This window comes from Mycolicibacterium sp. 624, from assembly GCF_040548615.1.
Lineage (GTDB): Bacteria > Actinomycetota > Actinomycetes > Mycobacteriales > Mycobacteriaceae > Mycobacterium.
Window position 1 is genome coordinate 199483 of sequence record NZ_JBEPRZ010000005.1, and the last position, 23090, is coordinate 222572.

Genomic DNA, 23090 nt, shown 5'->3' on the forward strand with positions numbered 1-23090 from the left:
TCCGGTGTCTCCCCAGCGGCAGGCCGTCTACCGAACAGGTTGTGTACGTGGTGTTTCCTGATGGAGGCCAGTGCATGTCTGACCTCAACTTTTGCAAACCCGAACAGGAACGACGCGCCCCGTGCTTACTGTGGCGACATGCCTGCTGCCATAGAGATGTCCCATCCGCCCGAAGCGCTGCTGCGCGCTGTCAACCCCGCCCTGCGAGTCCTGATCGGTGTCCCCGGGGTTGGCTCTGCACTCAAGGACTTCATGGTCGTCGAATTCACCGGCCGCAAGTCGGGACGACACTTCGCCGTGCCCGTCAGCGCGCACCACCTCGACGGCGACCTCTACGCCATCCTCGAAGCCGGGTGGAAGCACAACTTCGCCGACGGAGCACCCGCTGAGGTGGTGTACGCCGGCAAGAAGACGCCCATGCAGGGCCAACTGATCAAGGATCCCGCGACGGTCGCCGACATCGCCCACCGCGTCGCCAACGCCTACGGACCCAAGAAGGCCCAGCGCTCGATGGGTTTCAAGTTCACCACCGGAGCGATCCCCTCGCTCGACGAGTTCACCGAGGCGGCCAAGCGCCTGAAGATCGCGGCGATCCGGCTGACCCCCCGCGCCTGACCTACGGGTACGTCGCAGCGGCGAGGTCCAGAATCTCCTGACGATCCGCGGCCAGCAGGAAGCCTGCCTCGATCGCCGCATCCAATGACTGGGTGAACCGGTCGATGTACTCGGCCGCACCACCCGGGTAGAGCCGCGCCACGGTGTCGGCGTCGAAGACCTCACCGGACCCGAAGAGCATCGCCATCAGCGGCTCAGCGCTGCCGATGCCCGAGGTCCGGGCGATCGGCACGTCGACCCACGGCGTGCGCACCCCACCCGTCGCGAGCCCGTTCGCGTCAAGCACCAGCTGTGGCGGCTCGGCGTCGGTCAGGTCCATCCGCTCAGCGGTCGGCGGAAGCTCGCCCGTGCGCACCCACGCGACCAGATGAGCGAGCGCGGCCTGCAGCACGTAGTGGTGCTGCGGCGCGAAGTTGATGCAGTGTGGCAACTCCTGGCCCATCAGGGTCGTGGTCGGCGCGTAGCCGGCGACGAGGTCATCCAGCGGCGCCGCGCCGGAGTCGATGAACCCCACCTTGATCGTGTAGTTGTCGGCGTGCGCGGTGCCCGCGACCTCCCAGGCGCGCAGCCGATCCCCGTCGGGCTGCCTGGCCAGGTGATAACCCGCCCGGACGCCGCCGACGAGGTCGGTCTCGGTGATGACCGTCATGACCGGCACCCGCAGGTCATCGCTGAACGGCACGGGTTGCGGATCGGCGGAGTCGTCGTCGAAGATCGACGAGCCATCCAGCGGCGCGGCGGGACCGAACCGCGAGTGCACCAGGAACCCGTCGTACACCTGCGCGAGCGGATCCATGACGTTGACGTAGGTCGTCAGGAACAGCGCCGACTGCGATTCGCCAATGGCCAGAACAGTTTCCGGCTGGAGACCACCCAGGAGTTCGTCAGCGCGGACCCGGACCAGTCGGCCGACCTGGGAGTAGATGTCGTAGGCGTACGCGTCACCGGGATGTGTCAGCGCGCCGTAGCGGGCTGCGTCCAGCGTCTTCAGCGACATGTCCATGCCCATGCTGGCGCCGCCCTCGATCCCGACGCGCTGCGCCGAGACCGCGACGTAGGCGTGGCCCGCGCGGACGATCTCGCGGTGCGCCATGAACCACACTGCGGGAGCGTCGATTCCGCCGCTGACGTTGAGCCACTCGACGACGACCGTGCCGCTGAACCGCGCCGGGTCCGTCGGCGTCATGACCACAATGCGTGTCACGTAGTCCGCGCTGGACGGCTGCGGCACGTAACTGGTCGCGGTGCCGGAGACGAAGTGCTCCTGCGCCGCGTAACCCAAAGTTGACACGTCGAAGGCACCGAGCAGAAGGTTCGGCGTGCCCGGCACGTGCTCGATCGCCGGGTCGGTCACTTGATCGCGCACTGCATCATTGGCCACCGGCCCACCGTACGTCGCCGACCTGAAGGACTGTGGCGTTGTCGCTCAGAGGTGGGCACGTGCAACATCGTCTCGGCGGCACATCCCCCCTCGGCGCCCGAGAGATCAGGCCCTGGCATCGCCCGTCTCGACGTCGAACCGCCCGGCCTTCAACCGCTCCAACGCCCGCCCGTCAACCAGTTCGGTTCGTTCGTCTGGATGCAGCCAGTAATGCCGGATCATCCAGTACAAACCGACTCCCCTGGGCACGTAGAAGTCCAGCCCGTCGATGATCCTCTCGCTGCCATCCCTCAGACTGAGCACGGCCGCCTTGCGGGTCTTCTTCTCCTCTGAGTGGTCGACCATCTTGACGATGTCATCCCACTCGACAATGTCATTCGAAAGGATGTTGGCGATGTCTAGGCCGGCGGGCGTGAGCTTGACGTAACCGACGCCGCCTCGCTTGTACGCGGTGAGCAACCCGCGAACCGCGAAGACCACTGCGGGCACAAGCACGATCGGTGTTGCGAGCTGCCATCCGCGCGACACATCGAGGTCAATCGTGCCCCGGGGTATGAAGATCGCGAGCACGGCTCCTCCGACGATGAACAGAGCAAACCCGAGATACCCGCACCATTCGAAGATCTTGTCGGCGACCAACTTCGTTCCAGTGGCATCACGTCTCGCGCGCAGCGAAGTCCATCCCCCCGCAACGTATCCCAGCATGCCAACGAGCACGATCGGGCAACCGACGAACGCCCCCACCCCAACAGCCGTCAGGTAGTCACCTCTGACAGCGGCACGGCCGGCCACGTAAACGAACCAGGCCACGAAGGCCACAGTTCCGAGGCTCAACCACGCCAAACGGTGCCAGCTATCACGCCAGTTCAGCGGCTCCGGCAACGGCATCACATTCGCGAATCGTCCGTGTCATCGACATTGAACCGCCCGGCCTTCAACCGCTCCAACGCCCGCCCGTCAACAAGTTCGGTTCGTTCGTCTGGATGCAGCCAGTAGTGCCGGATCATCCAGTACAAGCCGCCGCCGGGGACGTACGCGGTGAGACCCTCGATGATCTCTTCACCACTATCCTTCAGACACAGGACAAGCGCCTTTCTCGTTGGCTTTTCGGCCGAGGCCTTGATGCCGATCACGTCGTCCCACGCCACGAAGGTCGTAACTTTGACATTTGCGTTCTCGATTCCCGACGGGCTCAAGCGGAGATAGCCAGCACCCTTGCGTCGAACGATCGAAATCAAGCCACCAACAACGATGAAAAGCGCGCTAGCCATCAGTATCGGCGAGAAAACTTGAAAGCCGCGCGACATCGGGAGGTCAATCTGCCCACGCGGTACAAAGATCACGTACATCAACCCGCCGGGGATGAACAGTAAACCGCCAATGAGCAGCAGTGTCGCTACCCGTATATCCCCACGGAACTTTGTGCCAGCTGAATCGACACTTGCCCGCAAGGACGTCGGCGAGACAGACGCCCACACCAAGACAACTAAGCCGAGGATCATGGGCGCTACCCACCCGACGACTATGACGGTAGTGAGGTAGTTGCCGCGCACCGTCGCTTGGATGCCCAAAACGCTAAGCCACACGCAGGCAACGACCATGAAAGCCGCTGCCCAGACCCACTTACGCTGCGCTTCTCGCCAGCCGCCAGGTTCTGGCAGGTTCAGTACGGACACACGACCTCTCCTACGAACTTGCCCAATTTTGCGCCGCCAAACGCGCCGACCGCACCCACGAAGAATGCGCTGACGGGCACAGTGAACGGCGCTGCTGGACCTCCCATCAACCCAATCACCGCACCGGCCGACGCACCCGCTTCTGCTCCCGCCCAGCCACCGCCCGCACCGGCAACACCAGCGACCAATGCGATACAGCGATCCTTGCCCGAGTCCGCCATGGCCATGTCGAACACTGTCGTGGCAACACCGAGCGCGGGTCCACCGAACTTGGCGGCCTTGCCGATGTCGTCGATCGACGAAGCCGTGATCATCGGCAGGCTCCCGCCGTTCACGACGTGCTTCTCCAGTCCTGAAAGCCCGGCCCCCGACACCAATGAGATGTTATCGATCAGTTCCACCGGCACAGCCGAATGCCTGCCATCGGCCGTGGTGAAACCGGCGGTCCGATATCCGGTCGGATCCATCGACATCGTCCAATGCGATCCGTCCGGCCAAGAGACAGTCGTGTAGTCGCAGTCAGTTCCGAAGTCGTGCCACGAACTGGATTCCGACACCTCGTTGCCGTTCTTGTCGAACTGCTCGACGGTGATGAAGTTCTGCTTGCTGGGCCAGTCGAACGGATCGCGCTTGGTGATGACCTGTCTACTGCCGTCCTGCATGTACACGGTCGTCACCTCCTCGCCATAGGAGTTCTCCGACTCGACGACCTCGCGAACCGTAATCGACATGTCCCCGTTGCGAATTGCCTCCTGCGCGACCACACCTACTGGATCGCGGGGATTCGGCACCTCATCGCCGGGGCGCTGCGCGACCGGGACCATCATCGAGCCGAGGTCGGTCGGCGGGCCGGCCTCGACGAAGCCGAACTCGGCTCCCGCCGCCACCACCGCGTTGGCCGTCGCGTCATCGGCATCACCGACGGCCATCAGCATGCGATTGATCGTCTCCTGCTCCGAACGCGCCAGCTTCTCGAGTTCAGCCATGTCCTCGGCCGACATCTTGACCGGGTCGATCAGGACCACCCACTGGTCGGTGACGTTGAGCGGACCCGCGTCGACCTGGTCTGCCGCGTTGAGCAGCGCAGTTCGCGCCGGTCCGATCGCATCGGCACCGGTTCGCAGCGCCGACGCGACGCCCTTCGCGTACGCAGAGAATGTCGACGCCTGACGGCTCGCCCGTCCGAACATCGCCGACGCCGCGTCATGCGCACGCCCCGACCAAGCCTTGGTCTCGGGCATGCGCTGGCACGCGTCATCGATACCCGTCACCGCATCCGACACCGACTGTGCCTTGGCCATGATCGACTCGGCAGACGCCGTCAGGGAGTCCGGGTTCCACCCCCGCAGGGTGGGACGCGACGGCAGCATCGCTCAGAACAACCCGTCCAGAGTGCCCGCCAGCGCGTCATCGGTCACCTCGTACGTGTCACCGGCACCGCGCACGGCCTGTCCGAGCTTGGTGACATTCTGCGCGAGTTGATCTGCCACGGTGGAGAAGTGCTCGCCGACGGCGCGCACCGCCCACTGTGTCGTGGAGCCGGGCAGTCCCTCGGCGGCTTTGGATGTCGTCCCACCGACATCGGCCGCGGTGATCACCCCGGCGGCGCTGTCGACCTGGCCGGCCAACGCTCGCAATATCTCCGGATCTACCTGCACCTGTCCCCCTCAAGCACTCCCTCACCCCATTCTGCTGCATGCCGAGGGTACGGATGCGCACGTCTTTTAATGCCAAGGTGAAGAAATCCCCGCAGCCGACGTCCCGACCATCGCCGGCCACACCTGCCCCTCAGGCGATGCAGCGAAACCCGATGTGGGTGGTGGCGCTGTCCTGCGACTGCGACGAGCGCGCGGCCGGGCGGTAGCGGTGGCAGTACTCGGGCGCGCACAGGTGTGACCCGCCCTTGAGAGCCTGGTTGATCGCCGGGTCCCCGGACGACGACGGCGGCGGGGGCGGCGGACAGCAGGTGGGCTGGTCCGTCCGGTGTCGTGGCGTGTAGGGCGTGGTGGTCCACTCCCACACGTTGCCGATCATGTCGACCAGGCCGAAACCGTTGGGCGGGAACGTACCGACCGGGGAGGTGCCGACCCAGCCCAGCGCGCCGTCGTTGCGGTACGGAAACCGGCCCTGCCACGTGTTGGCCATCAACTGGCCATCGGGCGACGCCTCGTCGCCCCACGCATAGGCCGTCTCCGCTCCGGCCCGCGCGGCGTACTCCCACTGCGCCTCACTGGGCAGGCGACGCCCTGCCCAGGCCGCGTACGCGGCGGCGTCCGGGTAGGCGACCTGCACCACCGGGTGATCGAGTCGATCCTCGATGGAGGACTCCGGTCCGAACGGGTGCCGCCACGACGCGCCGGGTGCCCAGGTCCACCACTGCCGCCAGTTGCGCAGATCGACCGGCCCGTCCGTGGGCTGGAAGACCAGCGCGCCAGGAACCAGATCGGCGGGTGGAACGCCAGGGAAGTCCGCCGGGTCCAGCGGTCGCTCGGCGACGGTGACATGGCCGGTGTCGGACACGAACTCGGCGAACTGCGCGTTGGTCACCGGATGGCGCTCGATGGAGAAGGCCGCCACCGTGACCGAGTGGACGGGGGCCTCCTCGGGATAGAAGTCGGTCGAGCCCATCCGGAATGAGCCGGCCGGCAGGTCCAACAGTTCGGTGAGCATCCCGCCAGGCTAGATCCACATCCGGGCGAACGTCGGACTAGCCGCGCGCGCCGTTCACCACAGGCGTGTCGATCATGCCCTTCTCGACACCCCACATCGTGGCGATGGTGCGGTACTCGCCGGTCTTCATCAGGTGCTCGAGCGCCAGCCGCAGCGACTCCGACAGCGCCGAGCCCTTGGACACCGGCCAGCCGTAGGGCGCCATGTCGAATATCTCGCCCGCGGTATCGAGTTCTCCCGCACTGAGTTTCACCGTGAAACCGGTGACCGGCGAGTCCGCCGACATCGCCTCGATGTCACCGGCGATCAGCGCGGCGGTCAGGTCGTCCTGCCGGGTGTAGACCACCATGTCGATCGGCGCCAGACCCGCCGCGACACACGTCGCGCTCTTACCCGGCACCTCGGTGGTCTCCTGGATCGTCGCGAACGTGACCCCAACCCTCAAGCCGCAGGCCGCATCCGGGTCCACCGCACCGCCGGAGCGCTTGGCCCACTGCGTGCCCGCCTGGAAGTAGGTCACGAAGTCGACGGCCTTCTCCCGCTCGGCGGTGTCGGTGACCGACGACATCCCGACGTTGAAACTCCCGCCGGTCACCGAGGGAATGATGCTCTCGAACCCGGTCTCGCGGTAGTCGGGCGACAGACCCAGGACACGGGCCATGGCGTTCATCAGGTCGACATCGAAACCGACGATCTTGCCCGAGGAGTCCTTGAACTCGTTGGGCGCGTAAGGCGTATTCACGCCGACCACCAGCCGACCCGTCGAGCGAATGTCAGGCGGCACCGTCGCCGCGATCTCGGGCACCTCGCCGTCGGGCGTGCCCGGCGGGACCGTGGACTCGGCCACGCTCGCGGGCTTGGCGTCGCGGCCCGGCGCACCCCAGATCTGCCACGCCCCGAACGCGCACAACCCGGCCAGCACCACCGCGGCACTGGAGGCGGCCAACGCCCGCCACGGCACCCGGCTCGTCGACGTGACCGGACGTGCGATGTGTCGTCCGCTGGTCCGGCCCGACCGCGGCACCGGCGCGGTCAACGCCCGCCGCGCCGCCCCGGCCAGCTCGGCCGCGGTCTGATAGCGCTTCTCCGGTTTCTTGGCCATGCCCTTGGCGATGACGTCGTCGAACGCCCCCAACCTCGCGGCGGTGGCCGACGGGCGCGGTGCCGGCGACATCATGTGCCCGGCGATCTGCTGCTCGAGGCTGTCGGCCTGATACGGCCGCGCGCCGGTCAGCAGCTCGTAGAGCACGCACGTCAGCGCGTAGATGTCCGCGCGGGAGTCGATGGGCCCGCCCTCGAACCGCTCCGGGGCCATGTACCCCAACGTGCCCAGCGTGTTGCCCGCCGTCGTCATGCCGGCCTCACCGGCCGTGCGGGCCAGCCCGAAGTCGATCAGATACGCGAAGTCGTTCGGCGTGAGCAGGATGTTGGACGGTTTGACGTCGCGGTGGATCAGACCCGCCTTGTGCGCGGCGTCCAGTGCGCCTGCGACCTGTTCGATCACCGCCACCGCCGATGCCGGATCCAGCGGCTTCTTGTCCTCGGCCAGGATCTCGCCCAGCGTGCGGCCCTCGATGAGCCGCATGTCCAGGTAGAGCCTGCCGTCTATCTCGCCGTATCCGTGAATCGGCACCACGTGCGGATCGTTCACACCGGCGGCGGCCTGCGATTCGCGGCGGAACCGCTGCTGAAAGACCTCGTCGGTGGCTAGGTGCGGTGGGAGAACCTTGAGCGCGACAATGCGATCGGTGTTGGTGTCGTAGGCCTGGTAGACCTCGCCCATTCCGCCTCGGCCCAGCAGCTTCTGCAGCTGGTAGTGCCCGAAAGGTGTCGCATCCACCGGTGAACTCCTCGGCTGCGGCCAGTCGGTGTGTGTCGCATGCAAGTTACCGCACCATTTGCACGATTGACGAAAAATGTCGACAGCCTGTGCCAGTTTCCTGCTTGCACTGCGGTCCCAGAACCGCACTTGTGGCGTCGGCAAACGTTGCGCCGCGGCGCGGTATCGACTTCCAGGAAACGCGCAGCGCCGGACGGTTGATTTCCCTGGTCGCGGGTATTCGATATGGCTCACGGTGTCCATCTCGGGGACATGAGGATTCGGAGAGCACGATGAACGTATTCAAGGGAGCATTCCGTCTCGTCACCACCACTGCCGACGCGGCAGTGGCCACCGCGGGTGCGGTCGGCGGCGCTGCGGTCAGCGGCGTGATCGGCGGTGTTCGCGGCGTCGCGAGCGGCGTCCGCGACGGAGCCAGCAGCGGCAGCCACTCGACGCCGGCGGCCGCAGTGGCGCTCGGACTGATCGGCGCCGCGGGCCTCGTCGAGTGGCCACTACTCGTCGGCATCGGTGGCACCGCGCTGGTGGTCCACCAGCTCAGGCATAACAGCCAGCGCCCACCGCCAGCAACCCTGCGCGCGGTCGCCGACAAGGGTTCGCGTTCGGCGTCCTCCGAATCGCGCACCCGCAGAGCGCCGGCCAAAAAGGCGCCGGCCAACAGGGCACCCGCCAAAAAAGCGCCCGCTAAGAGGGCACCGGCCAACAAACGCACTCCCGTGAAGGCGGCCGCAAGGAAGACCGCCACGAAGTCCGCGCCCCGTAAGCGCTGACCGACAGGAGCCGTCCCACGTGAACCTCGCGCACCTGGTGAAGGCCTCGGTCGCACTACCCCTTCGGGCCGTTGACACCGGAGTCCGCGCTGCCCAGCTCGGCGTGGCCACTGCCACCGTTCTGACGGCGGCAGGCATCACCCTGGTCGATGCGCCGCGGCGCGCGGCCGTCAGCGCGGCCGTCAGGTTGCCCGGCGCGCTCGGCGGACAGCGACGCTGCTGGACCCGCGACGACCGCTGTTGGATCGAGGTCCGCGGGCTCGACGACGACGGCACGATCGGCGCAACGGTGCTCGAGAAGCTCCGAGCCGAGCCAGCCGTGCGCGAGGCATTGCTGAACCGCGCGCTGGCGCGCGTCATGGTCCGATTCGCCCCCGACACCGACACCGACGACCTGTGCGACCTGGTGGCCGACGCCGAGGCCGCGGTGGTCGGGGGGCCCGCCGAGCCGCCCGGCACCGAGCTGCCGTGGGACGGCCCCGTTCTCGTCGCCAACGCGGCATCTGCGGCGGTGAACATCGCCGGTCTGGCTGCGGCGCTGGCGGGGCGTTTCACGCCCTGGCCGGCGCTGCCGTCCGGGGTGGCCGCCGCCGCGGTCCTGATCGACTATCAGCCCCGGTTGCGCGCCGCCCTCGAGCATCGGCTCGGCGCCACCACCGCCGACACCGCGATAGCACTCACCACCGCCGCGGCCTACACACTGACCCAGGCTCCGTGGTCGCTCGCGATCGATGCGACCAAGCACCTGGCCCGGGCCGCGGAGGCACAGTCCGCAGCCCGTGCGTGGCGCGCCAGGGAACCCGATCTGGCCGAGCACGCCGACTGCGACGACGGCGTACGCGCGAGCTCCCGGCCCCACCCGCTGCCCGCAGGTCCCATCGAGCGCCACGGCGACCGCAGCGCCGTCGTGCAGCTGTTGACCGCTGCGGGCCTCACCATCGGGACCGCCGGCCTGGACGCCGCGGCCACCGCGATCCTGGTGGCCACTCCCAAGGCCGCCCGTAACAGCAGGGAGGTCTTCGCCAGCACGCTGAGCTGCGGCCTCGCCGACCGGCACGGTGTGCTGCCGGTACGACCCGCGGCGCTGCGCCGGTTCGACCGCGTGGACACGGTGGTGGTCGACCCACGGGTGCTGGGCACCGAGGAGCTACACGTGGGCCGCATGCGCAACGTGGATGACCGTGACCGGGTCACGGTGTGGCAGTGGGCGCAACACGAACTCGGCCGCGGCGCCCTGAACGTGGGATGGCAACCCGCACAGTCACCTTCGAACGGACAAAGCGGCGGCGAGGTTCTGGTCCGCCACGCGCGGCATCCGCTGGCCGCCGGGCTTCTCGGCGAGCTGCGCCGGGGGCCCGCCGAGTCCGTCAGCCTCGACGTCGACTACCTCGACGATATGAGGGCCGCCTTCGACGATCTGTGGCCATGTGAGGCCGACTCCGTCGACGATGCGCTCGCCGGCCTGGTGCGTCGGCTGCAGTCCGACGGCCGCACCGTCGCCGTCGTGTCCACCGACGCCGGCCAGGCGATGTGTGATGCCGACGTCGCGATCGGCGTCCGCCGGGACGAGACACTGCCCTGGCGTGCCGACCTGATCACCGACGACCTCGCCGGCGTATGGCGCATCGCGCACGCGTTGCGGGCCGGGCGTCGAGCCAGCGAGCGCGGTGTCCAATTGGCCACCGGTGCATCAGTTCTCGGCGCGCTGCTGATGATCCCCGGGGTGCGGGGACGCGGCCCCGGCCCCGTCACCGCGGGTGCCGCCGCGGGGGTCTGGACGGGATTCTCACTGGCCCGCGGCGTACTGACGGCCAATCCACCGCAGCCGGTCATCGAGCGCGACTGGCACGCCATGACGGTCGACGAGGTGCGAAGCGCGCTACCCCCACCGGAACCGTCGGAACCGCCCAAGTCCCGCTCTCGATTGACCTCCACCGCGGCCTCGGCAACCGGTGCCATCTGGTCAGTCGCTGGCCCGGCCCGCCGCACGGTGTGGCAGTTCGCCAGCGCCATGCGCTCCGAGATGTCCGATCCACTGACCCCGGTGCTGGCGATCGGCTCAGCGGCCAGCGCCGTGCTCGGCTCTCCGGTGGACGCGGTGCTCGTCGGGTCGGTGCTCACCGGCAACGCAGCACTCGCCGCGACACAGCGCCTGCGGGCCGAACGACTGCTGCAGCGGATGCTCACCGTGCAGGATCCGCCAGCTCGTCGTCTCGTCGGCGATGACAGCTACGAAACGGTGCAGGCCAACACACTTCGCCCCGGAGACGTTATCGAGGTGCGGCCCGGCGAGGTGGTGCCCGCCGACGCCAGGATCGTGCACGCGGCTGAGGTGGAGGTCGATGAGTCCGCGTTGACGGGCGAGTCGCTGCCGGTGCCCAAGCAGGTCGAGCCGACACCGGCCGCGCCTGTCGCCGAACGCGCCTGCATACTGCACGCCACCACGACGGTGGTCGCCGGCACCGCCGTCGCTCTTGTCACCACCGTCGGCTCCCAAACCCAGGCCCGCCGGGCTGCGCACTCACCACACTCGGAGGGCTCGGCCGTCGGACTGCAGGCGCAGCTGCGTGAACTCACCGACAAGGCATGGCCGTTCAGCCTCGCGGGCGGCGCCGCGGTGACGGGTCTGGGTCTGCTGCGCCGAGCCGGCCTGCGCCAGGCCGTCAGCAGCGGCGTTGCCGTCAGCGTGGCGGCCGTGCCCGAGGGCCTGCCCCTGGTGGCCACGCTGGCCCAGCAGGCATCGGCGCGCCGCCTCACCCGCGTCGGCGCGCTGGTTCGCACACCCCGCTCGGTGGAGGCACTCGGCCGCGTCGACGTCGTCTGCTTCGACAAGACCGGCACGCTGAGCGAGAACCGATTGAGCGTCAACAGGATCGAGGCCTGCCCGGGATCCTCCGACGACCGGGTGCTCGACCACGCGGCACGGGCGACACCTCCCCCCAACGGCGACGGCCACGAACACGCCACCGACGCCGCCGTGGCCGAGGCCGCCGAGAACGCCGGCCTCGGCGCCTGCCAGCCGGCGCGCGCTCGCCTGCCGTTCCGCTCCGGACGACCGTTCTCGGCGTCGATATGCGGGGACGTGCTGTCGGTCAAGGGCTCACCGGAGGCGATCCTCACCGCCTGCGGGAATGTCGATGACGATGTGACCCGGACGGTCCAGGAGATGGCCACCGACGGCCTGCGCGTCATCGCGGTCGCCCGTCGCGAACTGACACAGACGCAGGTGGACGATGTCGGTGACGACGCCGACACCCTCGTCGAACTGTGCAGCGGCGGGCTGTCTTTCGAGGGCCTGCTCGGACTGTCCGACACTCCGCGCCCCGAGGCCGCGGCAGTGCTGGCGGAGCTGGCCGACTCCGGGATCGGCGTGCGCCTGATCACCGGCGACCACCCCGTGACAGCGGTCGCGATCGCGACCGAACTGGGCCTGGACGCCTCCATGGAGCAGGTGATCAGTGGCTCCGACTGGGAGGGCCTGTCGCGGCGCGGTCAGGAGGAGGCCGTCCAGAACAGCGTGGTGTTCGCACGCATGTCCCCCGAGCACAAGGTGCAGATCGTCCAGACCCTGGAGCGGCTGGGACAGGTCTGCGCGATGGTCGGCGACGGCGCCAACGACGCAGCCGCCATCCGTGCGGCCACGGTCGGCATCGGCGTGGCCTCGCGCGGCAGCGACCCTGCGCGCACCGCTGCCGATGTGATGCTGCTCGACGGACGGATCGGCGCTCTGCTCGACGCCCTCGACGAGGGCCGCCAGCTCTGGCGACGGGTGCAGTCCGCGGTGGCCGTGCTGCTGGGCGGCAACGCGGGTGAGGTGGCGTTCGCGATCATCGGCACGGCGCTGTCGGGCCGGGCCCCGCTCAACACGCGCCAGCTGCTGCTGGTCAACATGCTCACCGACGCGCTGCCCGCCGCCGCGCTCGCCGTCAGCCCGCCGAGTGCCAGTCAGCGGACTGCCGGCCGGGGACCCGATCAGGCTGCCCTGGGACGCACCGTCGCGGTGCGCGGGACGGCAACGGCTGCGGCGGCGACGACGGCGTGGGGCCTGGCCCGTGTGACGGGTCGCGAGGCGCGGGCGTCCACCATCGGACTTGTCACGCTTGTCGCCACGCAGCTGGGCCAGACGCTGATCGACTCGCACAGTCCGCTGGTGGTGAGCACCGCAGCCGGCTCGCTGGTGGTGCTCGGAGCCCTGATCAGCACGCCGGGGGTGAGCCAGCTGCTCGGTTGCACACCACTCGGGCCCCTGGCGTGGGGGCAGGCGCTGACCACGGCGGCCGCGGCCACGGGTGCCGCAGCACTGGCACCCCGGCTGTTCGCGCCGGGTGCACAGGGCCCGATCGAGGATCAGTCGACGATCTCCACGATGCCGAGTGACACCAGCAGTGCATACAGCTCGCGCACCGGCACGGCGAGCACGCGGGCCACGGCGTCGGTCAACGGGTCCGAACCGAGTGGTGAGGCCATGGCCACCACAGTCGGCACACCGAGCGACGAGACGTCGAACTCGCCATGACGGGAAGGCAACGAATGTCCGAAGACTCGCTCGCGGCGCGGCGCCGCGATGCCATTCAGCGGGTGCGGGACGCCCGTGGTTTCGCCGTCACGCTGCCCGTCGTGGGCAGGATCCGCGTACCCCACCCCGAACAGCTCGCCTACTACGGTGCGCTGGCGGCCCTGGCCGCCGTCGAGATCATCGACTGGCCCGTCGCGCTGGCCCTGGCCGCCGGGCACGCGTTGATCGAGGACCAGCACAATCGCATCGCACAGGAGATTGGCGAAGCGCTCGAGGGGGTCTGAGACCCTGACGCGTGCGCATGGTGGGCCGGGTGGAGATCGGTCCGCGCACTATCCGACCGTCTCCGACTCTGGACTCGGCACGGGTTCACTCGCGCTCTGCGGTGCGGCCGCCGGGCCGTAGACCTCGGGCCGATCCGGCCACAGCCGATCGATGATCGGGCAACCGATGAGCGCCACCAGACCCGAGGCGACAAGTCCGCCGTCGATGCCGCCCATGAGCGGCACCAACGCGCCGGTGAACGCGTCGTTGAGTGAGAACAACATGCCGACCGCCGCCGAAAGGGTCCAGAGGCCCAGCGTGCGCGGGTTCAACCCGTGCCGGTACCAGTAGACGCCGCCCTTCTCCCGGCGGTTGAACACCTGCAGATCGTCGACGTTGTAATAGCCGCGGCGACGCAGGTGGCCGTAGACGATGATGACGACCCACGGAATCGAGAAGCACACCAGCAGTTGCAGATAGACCGCCATCCCGCCCTCAACCGCGTCGTAGAAGTGCCCGACGTAGACCAGCGCGGTGGCCAGGGCGCAGGCGAGCAGAGTCGCCTGAACGCGGTTGAACCGAGGAATGATGGCGCTGGTGTCCAAGCCGGTCCCGTAGGTATTGATGACGGCCTGCGTCGTGCCCGATGCCAGTCCCAGGTACAGCAGGAACGGGATGTACCACAGCGGCACGATCTCGACGATGCCGAAGACAAATGGGGTGTCGGCGTTGGCGGCTGCGGCGTTGAACGCAGCGGCCGATGTGAAGGCACCCCAGAGGAAGCACACACCCATACCGAAGATGCCGCCCATGAACAGGGTGAACACGATCCGGCGGTCGGAGAACTTCTTCGGCGAGATGTGCCGCGTCCAGTCACCGGAGTAGGCGGCATACGACGACACGGTGGCCGCGCACAGCAGCGCTGAGATCAGCCATGTCACCAGGTGCGAGTCGAACGCGTAGCTCCCGGTGCCTTGGTACGAGGCGTCGAAATCCTTGCTGTAGACGAACAACCCGATGATCATGCACAGTCCGGCGGTGGGCAGGATGAACTTCAGCGAGCTCATCATGATGTGGTGGCCGTAGACGGATATCACGGTCACGATGATGCTGAGGACCGCATACGCGCCCAGCCGCACCGCCTCGTTGTCCTGGATGTCGAAGTAGCGGATCAACGCCGACGCCAGGGCGTCGCCACCGGTCCAGATCGAGATGGCCGCGAACGCCAGGCTCGCCGTTGCCTCGAGGAACGAGCCGATCAATCGCCCCGCGACCCCGAAGTAGGCGCCGCTGGACACCGGGTTGTTGGTTCCCGAGTGGGGGCCCATCAGCCCGGACAGCCCAAGGAACACCGCTCCCACGGCTGAGCCGAAGACTATGGACGTCGCCGCCGACCACCACCCCAAACCGAAGGCGATCGGATACCAGCCGATGATGAACAGTCCGAATGTCATGCTGCCGCCAAGCAGCAGGACGTACAGATTGCTTGGGCGGGAGCGTCGCTCGTCTTCGGGGATGTACTCGATACCGTGCTTCTCTACTTGTAAGAATCGGTCCTTGATCGCAGTCTCGACGCCTTTGTCTTCCATGCCGTTGTTGTCACTTTCGGACGAGCCATTCGAATGGCTTGAGGTGTTCTGAATTTTCGGTGTAGATCAGTTCGGGATGCCACTGCACACCGAAACAGTTCTCGCCTTCGACTGCCTCGACAACTCCGTCGGGGCTCCACGCGGTCGCCAGCAGCGAACCGGTGTCAGAGATGCATTGATGGTGCTGCGAATTCACTTTGGTGAGATTGGGGAAGATCGAGCTGGCGAGGGTTCCCTCCTTGATTTCAATGGGGTGAATAATCGATGCGTACTCACCGTCGATGGTGTCGACCATGTGCTTGTTCATCCCCAGGGCCAACAGGTCCTGGGCGAGCCGTCCGCCGTGCGCGACCGCGAGTAGTTGCGCCCCACGGCACACTCCAAAGGCCTTGATCCCCCGGCGCATTGCCGCCTGCGCGATGGCTAGCTCGACGCCGTCGCGTTGCTCGTCGACGCCGTGCAGAGTGGCACGTACCGTGTCGCCGTAGCGGCGGGGATGAATATCCCCGCCGCTCAGCAACAGCAGGGCGTCGATCCGCTCGGTCAGCTTCAACGCGTCGTCCGGATCCACCATGGCGGGGATCATGATCGGTGAACCACCAACCGCGACGATCGCATCGATGTAGTTCCGATGACTCATCAGGAAGCCATCGGGACCCAACCCAGAGACAACACCAATGACCGTCATAGCTCCAACAGGTACCTTCTGCGCTCGCTGTCCGACACCAGCAGGTGGTCGGCTTCCCACTCCTTGATCTTCATCTCGGTGTACTCACGCACGAAGGCCGGCGGGAAAGTCGCGTGCACCAGTGGATCACCCTGAAACGCCTCGATCGCCTCGAGCAGGGTGCGCGGCAGCGTCGGCGCATCGGTGTTGTGCGACGCCTGCTCCAGCGGCGCACCCGGGTCCAGGCCCTCCCGAATTCCCTCCAACCCCGCGGCGATCATCAACGCCGAGGCGAAGTAGTAGTTCGCGGCGCTGTCAGCGGCGCGGTACTCGATGCACGGCCGGTTCTGCGGCAGCCGGACCGTGCAGGACCGGTTGTTGGAGCCGTAGCTCACCCGCGTTGGCGCCCAGGAGATCTGACCGTCGGCCAGCCGCGGAGTCAGGCGCCGATACGAGTTGGTGGTCGGATTGCCCAACGCGGTGAAGGCCGGCGCGTGCTTGAGCACACCCGCGATGAACTGGTAGGTCTCCTGTGTCCACTGTCCGGCGGTGTCGTCGGCGCGGAATGCGTTGCGCCCAGTGGCGATGTTGACCAGGCTCATGTTCAGGTGCGCGCCCGAGCCCCACATGCTCGCGTACGGCTTGGGCATGAACGTGGCCAGCAGTCCGCACTCCTTGGCGACCTGCTTGACGGCGAACCGGAACAGCGTCATCCGGTCGGCCATCTCCAGGACCGGGGCGTGTCCGATGCTGAGTTCGTACTGACCGTCCCCGCCCTCGTGACCGAACGCGTAGACACCGAAGTCGAGTTCACTGAGATAGCCGACGAGCTTGTCGAGGAACTCCGACGCGTCCATCGTGGCCTCGACGTCGTAGGCCGGCGACGGCTTGAGCGAACCGCTGGCCGAGATGGGGATCAGCCGCTCGTGTTCACCCTCGAGTGACTCCGGGCGGAACACGTAGAACTCGGGCTCCACCCCGAGGTGTACCGAGTAGCCGAGTTGGGCCGCCGCCTCGACCTGCGACCGCAGTGCGGCACGCGGGCACAGCGCGAACGACTCGCGGCCGCCGTAACTCATGTCGGCAAGCATCCAGGCGTAGTTCCGGTCCCACGGCAGGATCTTGAGAGTGCTCAGATCCGGCACACCGATGACCTCGTCCTCGGTGGGGTTCATGCTGCCGATCCCACCGAATCCGCGTGGCGTGTAGCGCTCGGCACCCGCCACCAGATCCGCGAAGTGGGTCAGGGGCACGATCTTGGACTTGGGACGGCCGAGCACGTCGATCCAGTTCGCCATCGCATACTTCACGCCCTTGGCGCGGAGCTCCTCCGCGACCCGCGTGTGCTCCGGGTCAAGGCCATACAGCGTGTCGTTACGTTCGAACACGGTGTCAGTCATGCACTTATCTCCTTGTGATATCGAGTCCCACAGCGATGTGGCTGTGGGCATGCTGATTTGGCTATTGCCTGGCGATCGCCTCGGCGGCCAGTACGAACGGTTCAAGCGGCGCGCGAGCGACACCACCGCCGATCTGGCCTCCGCCCACACCGGCGATCCCGATGTCGAGGACGGGAGTGATGCCGGTCTCGGCGATCACGCGAACGTCGAAACCCACTGGGGTGCCGCGATAGTCGAGCACCGGGATGCGGAAGTCGGGATGTTCTGCGACGCAGATGTCATACATCTGGGTCGTCCGAGCGATCATCGCTGCCGCACTGCCTCCGCTGGATCGCTGCAGCGGAAGCGCCGCTGCCTGCGCGACTCCGCCCAGACCGACGACCTCGGTGATGACACTCTCGCCACCCATGAACTCCATGTCGTCCGCGGTGAAACCCGGATTGAGCTTGGTCGCCTCGAAGGTGGGCAGCGGACCGCGGAACCACTGATCCCCGGTGCCGGCGACCTGAACGCCGAACTCCGCACAGGAGAACGCCATCGCGGTGACCACACTGGAGCCGCGCACCCCGCGCATGGTGTTGGCCATGACCTTGGCCGCGGCCATCGCGAGCCGCAGGAAGAAGTAGTCGCCGGTGAAGAGGTACTCGGCGAGGACACGCGCATCGTCGGCCGACAGGTCGGCGAACACGCCAAGGAGTTCACGGACGAAGAGCGTGGTGGCTGCGGTGTTGCGGCTGTGCAGTTCATCGCCCATGGTCAGTGCGCGGGCGATGATCGGCTTGAGTTCGACGCCCCCGCACATTTGGACCGCACGGCCGAGGGCGGGCCCGACGTGGTCGTGCAGGTAGTCCAGATTCTCGCGGGTGGCCGCGGTGTACTTGCCGTAGTTCAGGCGGTCAGCCGCGTCGCCCTCATACAGCGTGCAATAGGCCCGGTCGCCGGTGAGCGGATCCTCGACGACCACCACCGGCATGGACGCCGTGGTCACCCCGGCCAGTGAGCCGACCGCACCGAGTTGCTGACAACCGCTGACCACGACTTCACCAGCGGCGTAGGCACGTTCGGCCTCGACTCGGTTGGTGGCGTATCCCTCGTAGATCGCCGCGCCGAGCAGGGCTTCGCGCTGCCCCCCGGTGTAGCGCTCGAACGGCAACGTCGGACCTGACGTCAGGATCTGGTTGCGCTGCATCCCCGGGATGGCGCGCAACGCCGACTCAACGGCGACGAGCCTCGGCTGGCAGGCGAAGAGCCGGTGCACTGCCTCGGTGTTCGCATCCAACGCCGGCACGGTGTGGCCGCTCGCGCTGATCCCACTGATCGTCACGTCGCTCCTCCAAGTTGGTAAAACCTTTTGGCATCGATCAGGCACAACGGTCCGCGTTCGACTGACACCCTGAGGGGCCGACCATGGACCGAGCGATGAGACCTAGTTTGACAAAAGGTTTTGGCTCTGCTGGTATGAAACCATAGTGCAGTGATCTGATGCGGGTCAAGACCCAAGTGTGACGACGAGCACCAGAGCGGAGCAGGGAGAGACGTGGCGAACATCAAGGACGTGGCACGCGAGGCCGACGTCTCGATGACAACGGTGTCCCACGTGCTCAATGGCCGTGGCCGCGTCGCAGACAAGACGCGCAAGCGCGTCCTCGAGGTCGCCGAGCGACTCGGATACATCGCCAATCCCCATGCCCAACAACTAGTTACGCGCCGCAGCCGAATCCTCGTCATCCAGATGCCCGATCTCGACGGCAACGCTGGAAGTGGTGGCCTGGTACCGACATCCGAGTCGGAGTACTTCCTGGAGCTGATCAACGGCGCCGCCGCGGCCGCCGCCGCCGCCCGCTACGCGTTGATCGTGACGTCGGCGGGCGTTGACCCCTCGTCGCTGGGCGGATTCGGGCTCGACGGCATGATCATCGTCGACCCCAAGGGCTCCGAACAGGCACTGCAGTCCTCCTTCGCCGCCAAATATCCGGTCGTCACCACGGGTGAGCCCGTTGTCGCAGCGGGCGCCCCCTCGTTCGTCATCGACAACGACCATGCGAAGGCCACCCGGGAGGTTCTGAATCACTTTGTCGCCCAGGGCTGCTCGCGCCCCGCACTCATCGTCGACACGTCCTCGCGGTCCTTCATCCGCGATATCGTCGACGCCTACGGTCAGTGGTGCACCGAGCACGACGTGCCCCCGGCCGTGTTCGCGGTGTCGGACATGTCGCCAACGGAGATGGACCGCGCGCTGGACTCGCTGCGCGCCGGGCCGTTGCCGGCAGACGCCGTCTACACCAGCTCGGATGGCTGCGCGATCGCGCTACTCAACGCCGCGCGGGCGGCCCATGTGTCGGTGCCCGGCGATCTCGCCCTGGCGAGCGCGGTCGACAGCACGATCCTGCGCGTCACGAACCCACCGGTGACCAGCGTTCATCTGCATCCGAGGGATATGGGCGCGCAGGCGGTGCAGATCCTCACCGAGCTGATCGCCCGCGAGGAGCCGGACTGCGATCTGCCTCCCATGGAGGGCACCCGCCTGCTGATCCCGACCCGGCTCATTCTCCGCGCGTCGTCGGTAACCGAGCCCGAACTCGCCCAGACCTAGAACAGGCGGCAGTTGGGCTTCATGCCGGAGAAGTGCACCGCGGGCATGCCGTCGACGGTCACGAAGTCGGTTCCGACATCCCACGTCGTGTCGGGTTTGATCCACGGCGGCACGCCATCCGGATAGGCGATGGTCATATCGGTGTAGAACAGGAACCCGCGCGGGCACTTGGAGGAACTGGCTGCCGGCTGCGGATTCCACGCGTGCACGACGACGGGGTTGGTCAGTCGAGTGCCCTGCGCACAGTTGGGTTGGCACTCCAACGAGTCGTCGGTGCCCTTACCCTTGGCTCCCTTGGCATCCCACGACGTCCACACCATGTCTTGCAGCACACCGGTGCTGTCGCAGTTGTAGTCGAATCGCTCGGGCTCTGGCTGAGCGGGCTGTTCGGCCGTGATGCACTTGCCGATGGCGTAGGTGGTGGGCAAGGGTTGCGGATCTGCCGCTGCGATCACCGAGTTCGACATCGCGATGGCGGCGACAGTCACGGAAAGTGCCAGAGCGCGGAGCACACGGCTCTCCTTCGTCACGGGTGGGCGGCAATTGCGATGTTATCGGACGCAAATATCCCCGACGTGGCCACATGGCGCACCCGGACAGCGAAACGCGCCCGGCGGCATCGTCACGTATGACGACACCGCCGAGCGCGCATCAGCACTCAGGCGTGGAACTGCCTGTCAGAAGTTGTTGCAGGAACCCGCGACCGAGTTGATCAGCCCGGTGTAGGAGTTGAGCTGCGGGTACGCCTGGATCTGCGCGATCATGCTGCGACGACCCTCCGGCGGCGAGGCAACAAGCTTCTGCAGCCATCCGGTCGCCATCGGGCTACCGGAGAGCTGGCCCGCCGCGGCGGGATCCTGCGACTGCAGCGCCGCCATCACCTGCGGGTAAGTGCACGTGGAATTCACGATTGCCTCGATATCGGGCGCCGCGGACGCAATTCCTGCACTCGCGAACACCGACACCAACGCGCCGCCACAGCCAACAATGACCTTCGTCGTCAACGACATTCTCAATCACCCTCCGACGGCACCGCCGACCTTCAGCGAAGTCTCGTCACTCGTTTGGCAGCGACGTTATTCGCCGAGCCTCTGCGTTACAACAGTAAGACAAGCTAAAAGCTTACCCGTTCCCGTTGCGGGAAAAGTTTGTCTCTCCCCTGGCTAGGTCTTCGCTCGGCGCCCGCTGTGCGTTACCGCGCATGCGATGTGAGCGTCGTCTCAGCCCGCCGCGTGACGGCCTCACCACGGAAAACCCACGCTACGCCGAGCGCGGACCCGCCGTGTCGTGCAGCCCGTAGGGCACCGCCCGCAGCAGTGTGACGTCCTGCATCGCCAGGTTGGGCAGCTGATAGCTGCGGGTATCGCCCACCCGCGCGCCATTGATCGCCGCCCCCAACGGGGAGTTCAGCGAGTACACCTCGATATCGCCGTAATCCGCGCCGCGGGTACCGAGCAGGAAGGTGTCGGTGTCGTCGGTGCCGCCGTAACCGACCGTCACGACCATGCCCGGCTCGGCGATCCCGTCGTTCGGCGGCTCCTCACCGATCACGGCGCTGACCAACATCTCGTGGATCTGCTGGATCCGAGCCTGCTGCGCACGCCGGACCGCGACCGCATCGGTGTCGGCGGAGTCGGTGACATCGACGGCCCACTTCTGCAGCGTCGTGAGTTCTTCGCGCAGGCGATCGTGTGCCGCGGGGGTGAGCCAGACGCCTTGAGCAGTGGTCATTGAAATCTCCTTGTTGTAGGGGTTTGCCGTCAGGGGCGGGTGTTGTGCACACCGCCCCTGACAGCTGTGGGTGAGGTCCTACCGGAGGGGCTCGAACGCGGCGAGCGCGTCGGACTGCTTTCCGGTGGTGATTTGTTCGGCCAGCAGACGGCCGGTGATCGGGCCGTGCGCCAGGCCCCACATACCGTGGCCGCCTGCGACGTAGACGCCCGCGTCCACCTGCCCGATCACTGGCAGGCCGTCGGTGGTGACGGGTCGCGGTCCGACCCAGACGTCGTGCATATCGTCCCAGCGCACGCCCTCGAGCAGCCCGGCGGCGGAAGCAGCGATGGCACGGACACGCGCCGGCATCACCGGGTCGTCGGGGTCGCGGAACTCCATCGTTCCCGCCACCCGCAGGGCGCCCTGGTACGGCGTGCAGGCCACGCGCACCGTGGGCAGGTAGACCGGTCCGAGCATCGGGCGGTCGACGGGCACCGTGAACGAGTAGCCGCGGCCAGCCCGCACTCCCACTCGCACCCATCGCCGCGCCAGTGCCGGCAGCCACGCTCCGGTCGCGATCACGGCGGCGTCGGCGTGCAGCGTCGCTCCGCAGAGCCCGTGCACGGCAACTCGATGGCCGACCGGATACACATCGGTGACCTGCAGCTGGCGGATCTCGGCACCGCGTTCGGCGACCGCGTCTCCGAGCGCCGTCACGAACCTGCCCGGGTCGACGAAGCGTTGATGATCGATGGACAGCCCGACGTTGACCGCACCTGAGGCCAGCGGAACCCGTTCGCGCAGTTCATCTTCCGTCAGTTCGGTGACCTCGACGGACTGGCCGGCCCGCCGCAGATCAGCCAGCTCACGGCGCAGCTCGTCGGCCTGGTGGTCGTTCTCGAACAACGCGGTGATCGACGCCTCGGTCCGGGGCGCGTCGACACCGTTGTTGGTGAGCACGTCGAAGGCCTCGAAGCACTCCTCGTTCAGCGGAAGGTTGGCGCGAATCACCTGCTCAGCGCGTGAGCTCCGGCAGTTCAGCGCGAAGCGGCCAAGGAACCCTGCCAGCCCGACATCGGCCTTGAGCGGAATGTGCAGCGGCGCAGCGGGATCCAGCAGCGATCGCAGTCCGTGTCGCAGCACCGCCGGCTGGTTGAGCGGAATTGTCAGCGCCGGCGACAGCCAGCCCGCGTTACCCCAGGACGCACCCGCGGCCACACCCGCGCGATCGACGACCGTGACCTCGACGCCACGCTCCTGCAGGAACCACGCCGTCGAGAGGCCCACGATGCCCGCGCCCACCACGATTACCGACCGGGGTCCCCCGTCGATACGCTCGGCGCCCGCCACCACGAACCTCCCTGTTCAGCCAGTACTCCTTCCAAACCATGATGGT

At 67.3% G+C, this 23090-nt stretch carries 20 protein-coding genes and 1 pseudogene; 5 read left to right on the plus strand and 16 right to left on the minus strand.

Annotated elements, in window-relative coordinates:
• Window positions 1-138: 138 nt before the first annotated feature.
• Window positions 139-615 carry a hypothetical protein gene (locus ABIA65_RS20560; RefSeq protein WP_354524756.1) on the plus strand — a complete coding sequence of 159 codons (477 nt, stop codon included), beginning with the start codon at window positions 139-141 and terminating at the stop codon, window positions 613-615.
• A 1-nt stretch (window position 616) separates the two neighbouring features.
• On the opposite strand, the gene ABIA65_RS20565 is transcribed toward ABIA65_RS20560, so the two are convergent.
• From ABIA65_RS20565 to stpK7, 7 genes are all read right to left on the minus strand, one after another.
• Entirely contained in the window at window positions 617-1969 is a 1353-nt protein-coding gene (locus ABIA65_RS20565) for an alpha/beta hydrolase domain-containing protein (protein ID WP_354524923.1), read from the minus strand.
• Between the two features lie 132 nt (window positions 1970-2101).
• Window positions 2102-2806 carry a hypothetical protein gene (locus ABIA65_RS20570; RefSeq protein ID WP_354524757.1) on the minus strand — a complete coding sequence of 235 codons (705 nt, stop codon included), beginning with the start codon at window positions 2804-2806 and terminating at the stop codon, window positions 2102-2104.
• A gap of 77 nt (window positions 2807-2883) precedes the next feature.
• Window positions 2884-3672 carry a hypothetical protein gene (locus tag ABIA65_RS20575; RefSeq protein WP_241400973.1) on the minus strand — a complete coding sequence of 263 codons (789 nt, stop codon included), beginning with the start codon at window positions 3670-3672 and terminating at the stop codon, window positions 2884-2886.
• On the minus strand, window positions 3660-5042 hold the full coding sequence (locus ABIA65_RS20580; RefSeq protein WP_354524758.1) for a WXG100 family type VII secretion target: 1383 nt from the start codon (window positions 5040-5042) through the stop codon (window positions 3660-3662). Before ABIA65_RS20580 ends, ABIA65_RS20575 begins: the two co-directional genes overlap by 13 nt.
• 3 nt (window positions 5043-5045) lie before the next feature.
• Window positions 5046-5330, minus strand: a complete 285-nt coding sequence (locus ABIA65_RS20585) for a type VII secretion target (RefSeq protein ID WP_241400975.1) — start codon at window positions 5328-5330, stop codon at window positions 5046-5048.
• Window positions 5331-5460: 130 nt separating this feature from the next.
• Window positions 5461-6342, minus strand: a complete 882-nt coding sequence (locus ABIA65_RS20590) for a formylglycine-generating enzyme family protein (protein WP_354524759.1) — start codon at window positions 6340-6342, stop codon at window positions 5461-5463.
• A 37-nt stretch (window positions 6343-6379) separates the two neighbouring features.
• Window positions 6380-8182 (minus strand): serine/threonine protein kinase StpK7, encoded by a 1803-nt coding sequence (stpK7, locus tag ABIA65_RS20595; RefSeq protein ID WP_241400977.1) that lies wholly within the window; start codon window positions 8180-8182, stop codon window positions 6380-6382.
• Between the two features lie 272 nt (window positions 8183-8454).
• Here stpK7 and ABIA65_RS20600 point away from each other — a divergent pair, with 272 nt between their 5' ends.
• Window positions 8455-8952 carry a hypothetical protein gene (locus tag ABIA65_RS20600; RefSeq protein ID WP_354524760.1) on the plus strand — a complete coding sequence of 166 codons (498 nt, stop codon included), beginning with the start codon at window positions 8455-8457 and terminating at the stop codon, window positions 8950-8952.
• Window positions 8953-10975: 2023 nt separating this feature from the next.
• Window positions 10976-13189: pseudogene (locus ABIA65_RS20605) on the plus strand (cation-translocating P-type ATPase); the annotation flags it as partial.
• Window positions 13190-13299: 110 nt separating this feature from the next.
• Here the strand turns inward: ABIA65_RS20605 and ABIA65_RS20610 are convergent.
• Window positions 13300-13419, minus strand: a complete 120-nt coding sequence (locus ABIA65_RS20610) for an Rv1535 domain-containing protein (protein WP_354524924.1) — start codon at window positions 13417-13419, stop codon at window positions 13300-13302.
• Window positions 13420-13482: 63 nt separating this feature from the next.
• On the opposite strand from ABIA65_RS20610, the gene ABIA65_RS20615 reads away from it, so the two are divergent.
• Window positions 13483-13752, plus strand: coding sequence for a hypothetical protein (locus tag ABIA65_RS20615; protein ID WP_241400979.1), 270 nt, complete (start codon window positions 13483-13485; stop codon window positions 13750-13752).
• Between the two features lie 48 nt (window positions 13753-13800).
• Here the strand turns inward: ABIA65_RS20615 and ABIA65_RS20620 are convergent, their stop codons facing one another.
• The 4 genes from ABIA65_RS20620 to ABIA65_RS20635 all read right to left on the minus strand — a co-directional run bounded on the left by ABIA65_RS20620 (window position 13801) and on the right by ABIA65_RS20635 (window position 18712).
• The gene (locus ABIA65_RS20620; protein WP_354524761.1) at window positions 13801-15321 is read right to left on the minus strand and encodes a purine-cytosine permease family protein; all 1521 of its coding nucleotides are present in this window, start codon (window positions 15319-15321) and stop codon (window positions 13801-13803) included.
• Window positions 15322-15331: 10 nt separating this feature from the next.
• Window positions 15332-16009: a gamma-glutamyl-gamma-aminobutyrate hydrolase family protein gene (locus ABIA65_RS20625; RefSeq protein WP_241400981.1), complete on the minus strand. Its 678-nt coding sequence runs from the start codon at window positions 16007-16009 to the stop codon at window positions 15332-15334.
• The gene (locus ABIA65_RS20630) at window positions 16006-17388 is read right to left on the minus strand and encodes a glutamine synthetase family protein (RefSeq protein WP_241400982.1); all 1383 of its coding nucleotides are present in this window, start codon (window positions 17386-17388) and stop codon (window positions 16006-16008) included. Before ABIA65_RS20630 ends, ABIA65_RS20625 begins: the two co-directional genes overlap by 4 nt.
• Before the next feature lie 61 nt (window positions 17389-17449).
• Window positions 17450-18712, minus strand: coding sequence for a YlbE family protein (locus tag ABIA65_RS20635; protein ID WP_354524762.1), 1263 nt, complete (start codon window positions 18710-18712; stop codon window positions 17450-17452).
• 213 nt (window positions 18713-18925) lie between these two features.
• Here ABIA65_RS20635 and ABIA65_RS20640 point away from each other — a divergent pair, with 213 nt between their 5' ends.
• Window positions 18926-19981 (plus strand): LacI family DNA-binding transcriptional regulator, encoded by a 1056-nt coding sequence (locus tag ABIA65_RS20640; RefSeq protein WP_354524763.1) that lies wholly within the window; start codon window positions 18926-18928, stop codon window positions 19979-19981.
• Here ABIA65_RS20640 and ABIA65_RS20645 read toward each other — a convergent pair.
• The 4 genes from ABIA65_RS20645 to ABIA65_RS20660 all read right to left on the minus strand — a co-directional run bounded on the left by ABIA65_RS20645 (window position 19978) and on the right by ABIA65_RS20660 (window position 23044).
• Complete coding sequence (locus tag ABIA65_RS20645) at window positions 19978-20493, minus strand: hypothetical protein (RefSeq protein WP_354524764.1); 516 nt, start codon at window positions 20491-20493, stop codon at window positions 19978-19980. The two genes, ABIA65_RS20640 and ABIA65_RS20645, sit on opposite strands and share 4 nt — an antisense overlap.
• 165 nt (window positions 20494-20658) lie before the next feature.
• Window positions 20659-20991: a hemophore-related protein gene (locus tag ABIA65_RS20650; protein WP_241400986.1), complete on the minus strand. Its 333-nt coding sequence runs from the start codon at window positions 20989-20991 to the stop codon at window positions 20659-20661.
• A 250-nt stretch (window positions 20992-21241) separates the two neighbouring features.
• Window positions 21242-21712, minus strand: coding sequence for a GreA/GreB family elongation factor (locus tag ABIA65_RS20655; RefSeq protein ID WP_241400987.1), 471 nt, complete (start codon window positions 21710-21712; stop codon window positions 21242-21244).
• Between the two features lie 78 nt (window positions 21713-21790).
• Window positions 21791-23044, minus strand: a complete 1254-nt coding sequence (locus ABIA65_RS20660; protein WP_241400988.1) for an NAD(P)/FAD-dependent oxidoreductase — start codon at window positions 23042-23044, stop codon at window positions 21791-21793.
• Window positions 23045-23090: the final 46 nt, after the last annotated feature.

Excerpts from the sequence above, each read along its gene's own strand:
- ABIA65_RS20650 (WP_241400986.1), bottom strand. The coding sequence starts at position 20,991 with ATGTCGTTGACGACGAAGGTCATTGTTGGCTGTGGCGGCGCGTTGGTG.
- ABIA65_RS20560 (WP_354524756.1), top strand. The coding sequence starts at position 139 with ATGCCTGCTGCCATAGAGATGTCCCATCCGCCCGAAGCGCTGCTGCGC.
- ABIA65_RS20610 (WP_354524924.1), bottom strand. The coding sequence starts at position 13,419 with ATGGCCTCACCACTCGGTTCGGACCCGTTGACCGACGCCGTGGCCCGC.
- ABIA65_RS20615 (WP_241400979.1), top strand. The coding sequence starts at position 13,483 with ATGTCCGAAGACTCGCTCGCGGCGCGGCGCCGCGATGCCATTCAGCGG.
- ABIA65_RS20600 (WP_354524760.1), top strand. The coding sequence starts at position 8,455 with ATGAACGTATTCAAGGGAGCATTCCGTCTCGTCACCACCACTGCCGAC.
- ABIA65_RS20590 (WP_354524759.1), bottom strand. The coding sequence starts at position 6,342 with ATGCTCACCGAACTGTTGGACCTGCCGGCCGGCTCATTCCGGATGGGC.
- ABIA65_RS20625 (WP_241400981.1), bottom strand. The coding sequence starts at position 16,009 with ATGACGGTCATTGGTGTTGTCTCTGGGTTGGGTCCCGATGGCTTCCTG.
- ABIA65_RS20655 (WP_241400987.1), bottom strand. The coding sequence starts at position 21,712 with ATGACCACTGCTCAAGGCGTCTGGCTCACCCCCGCGGCACACGATCGC.
- ABIA65_RS20580 (WP_354524758.1), bottom strand. The coding sequence starts at position 5,042 with ATGCTGCCGTCGCGTCCCACCCTGCGGGGGTGGAACCCGGACTCCCTG.
- ABIA65_RS20620 (WP_354524761.1), bottom strand. The coding sequence starts at position 15,321 with ATGGAAGACAAAGGCGTCGAGACTGCGATCAAGGACCGATTCTTACAA.
- ABIA65_RS20630 (WP_241400982.1), bottom strand. The coding sequence starts at position 17,388 with ATGACTGACACCGTGTTCGAACGTAACGACACGCTGTATGGCCTTGAC.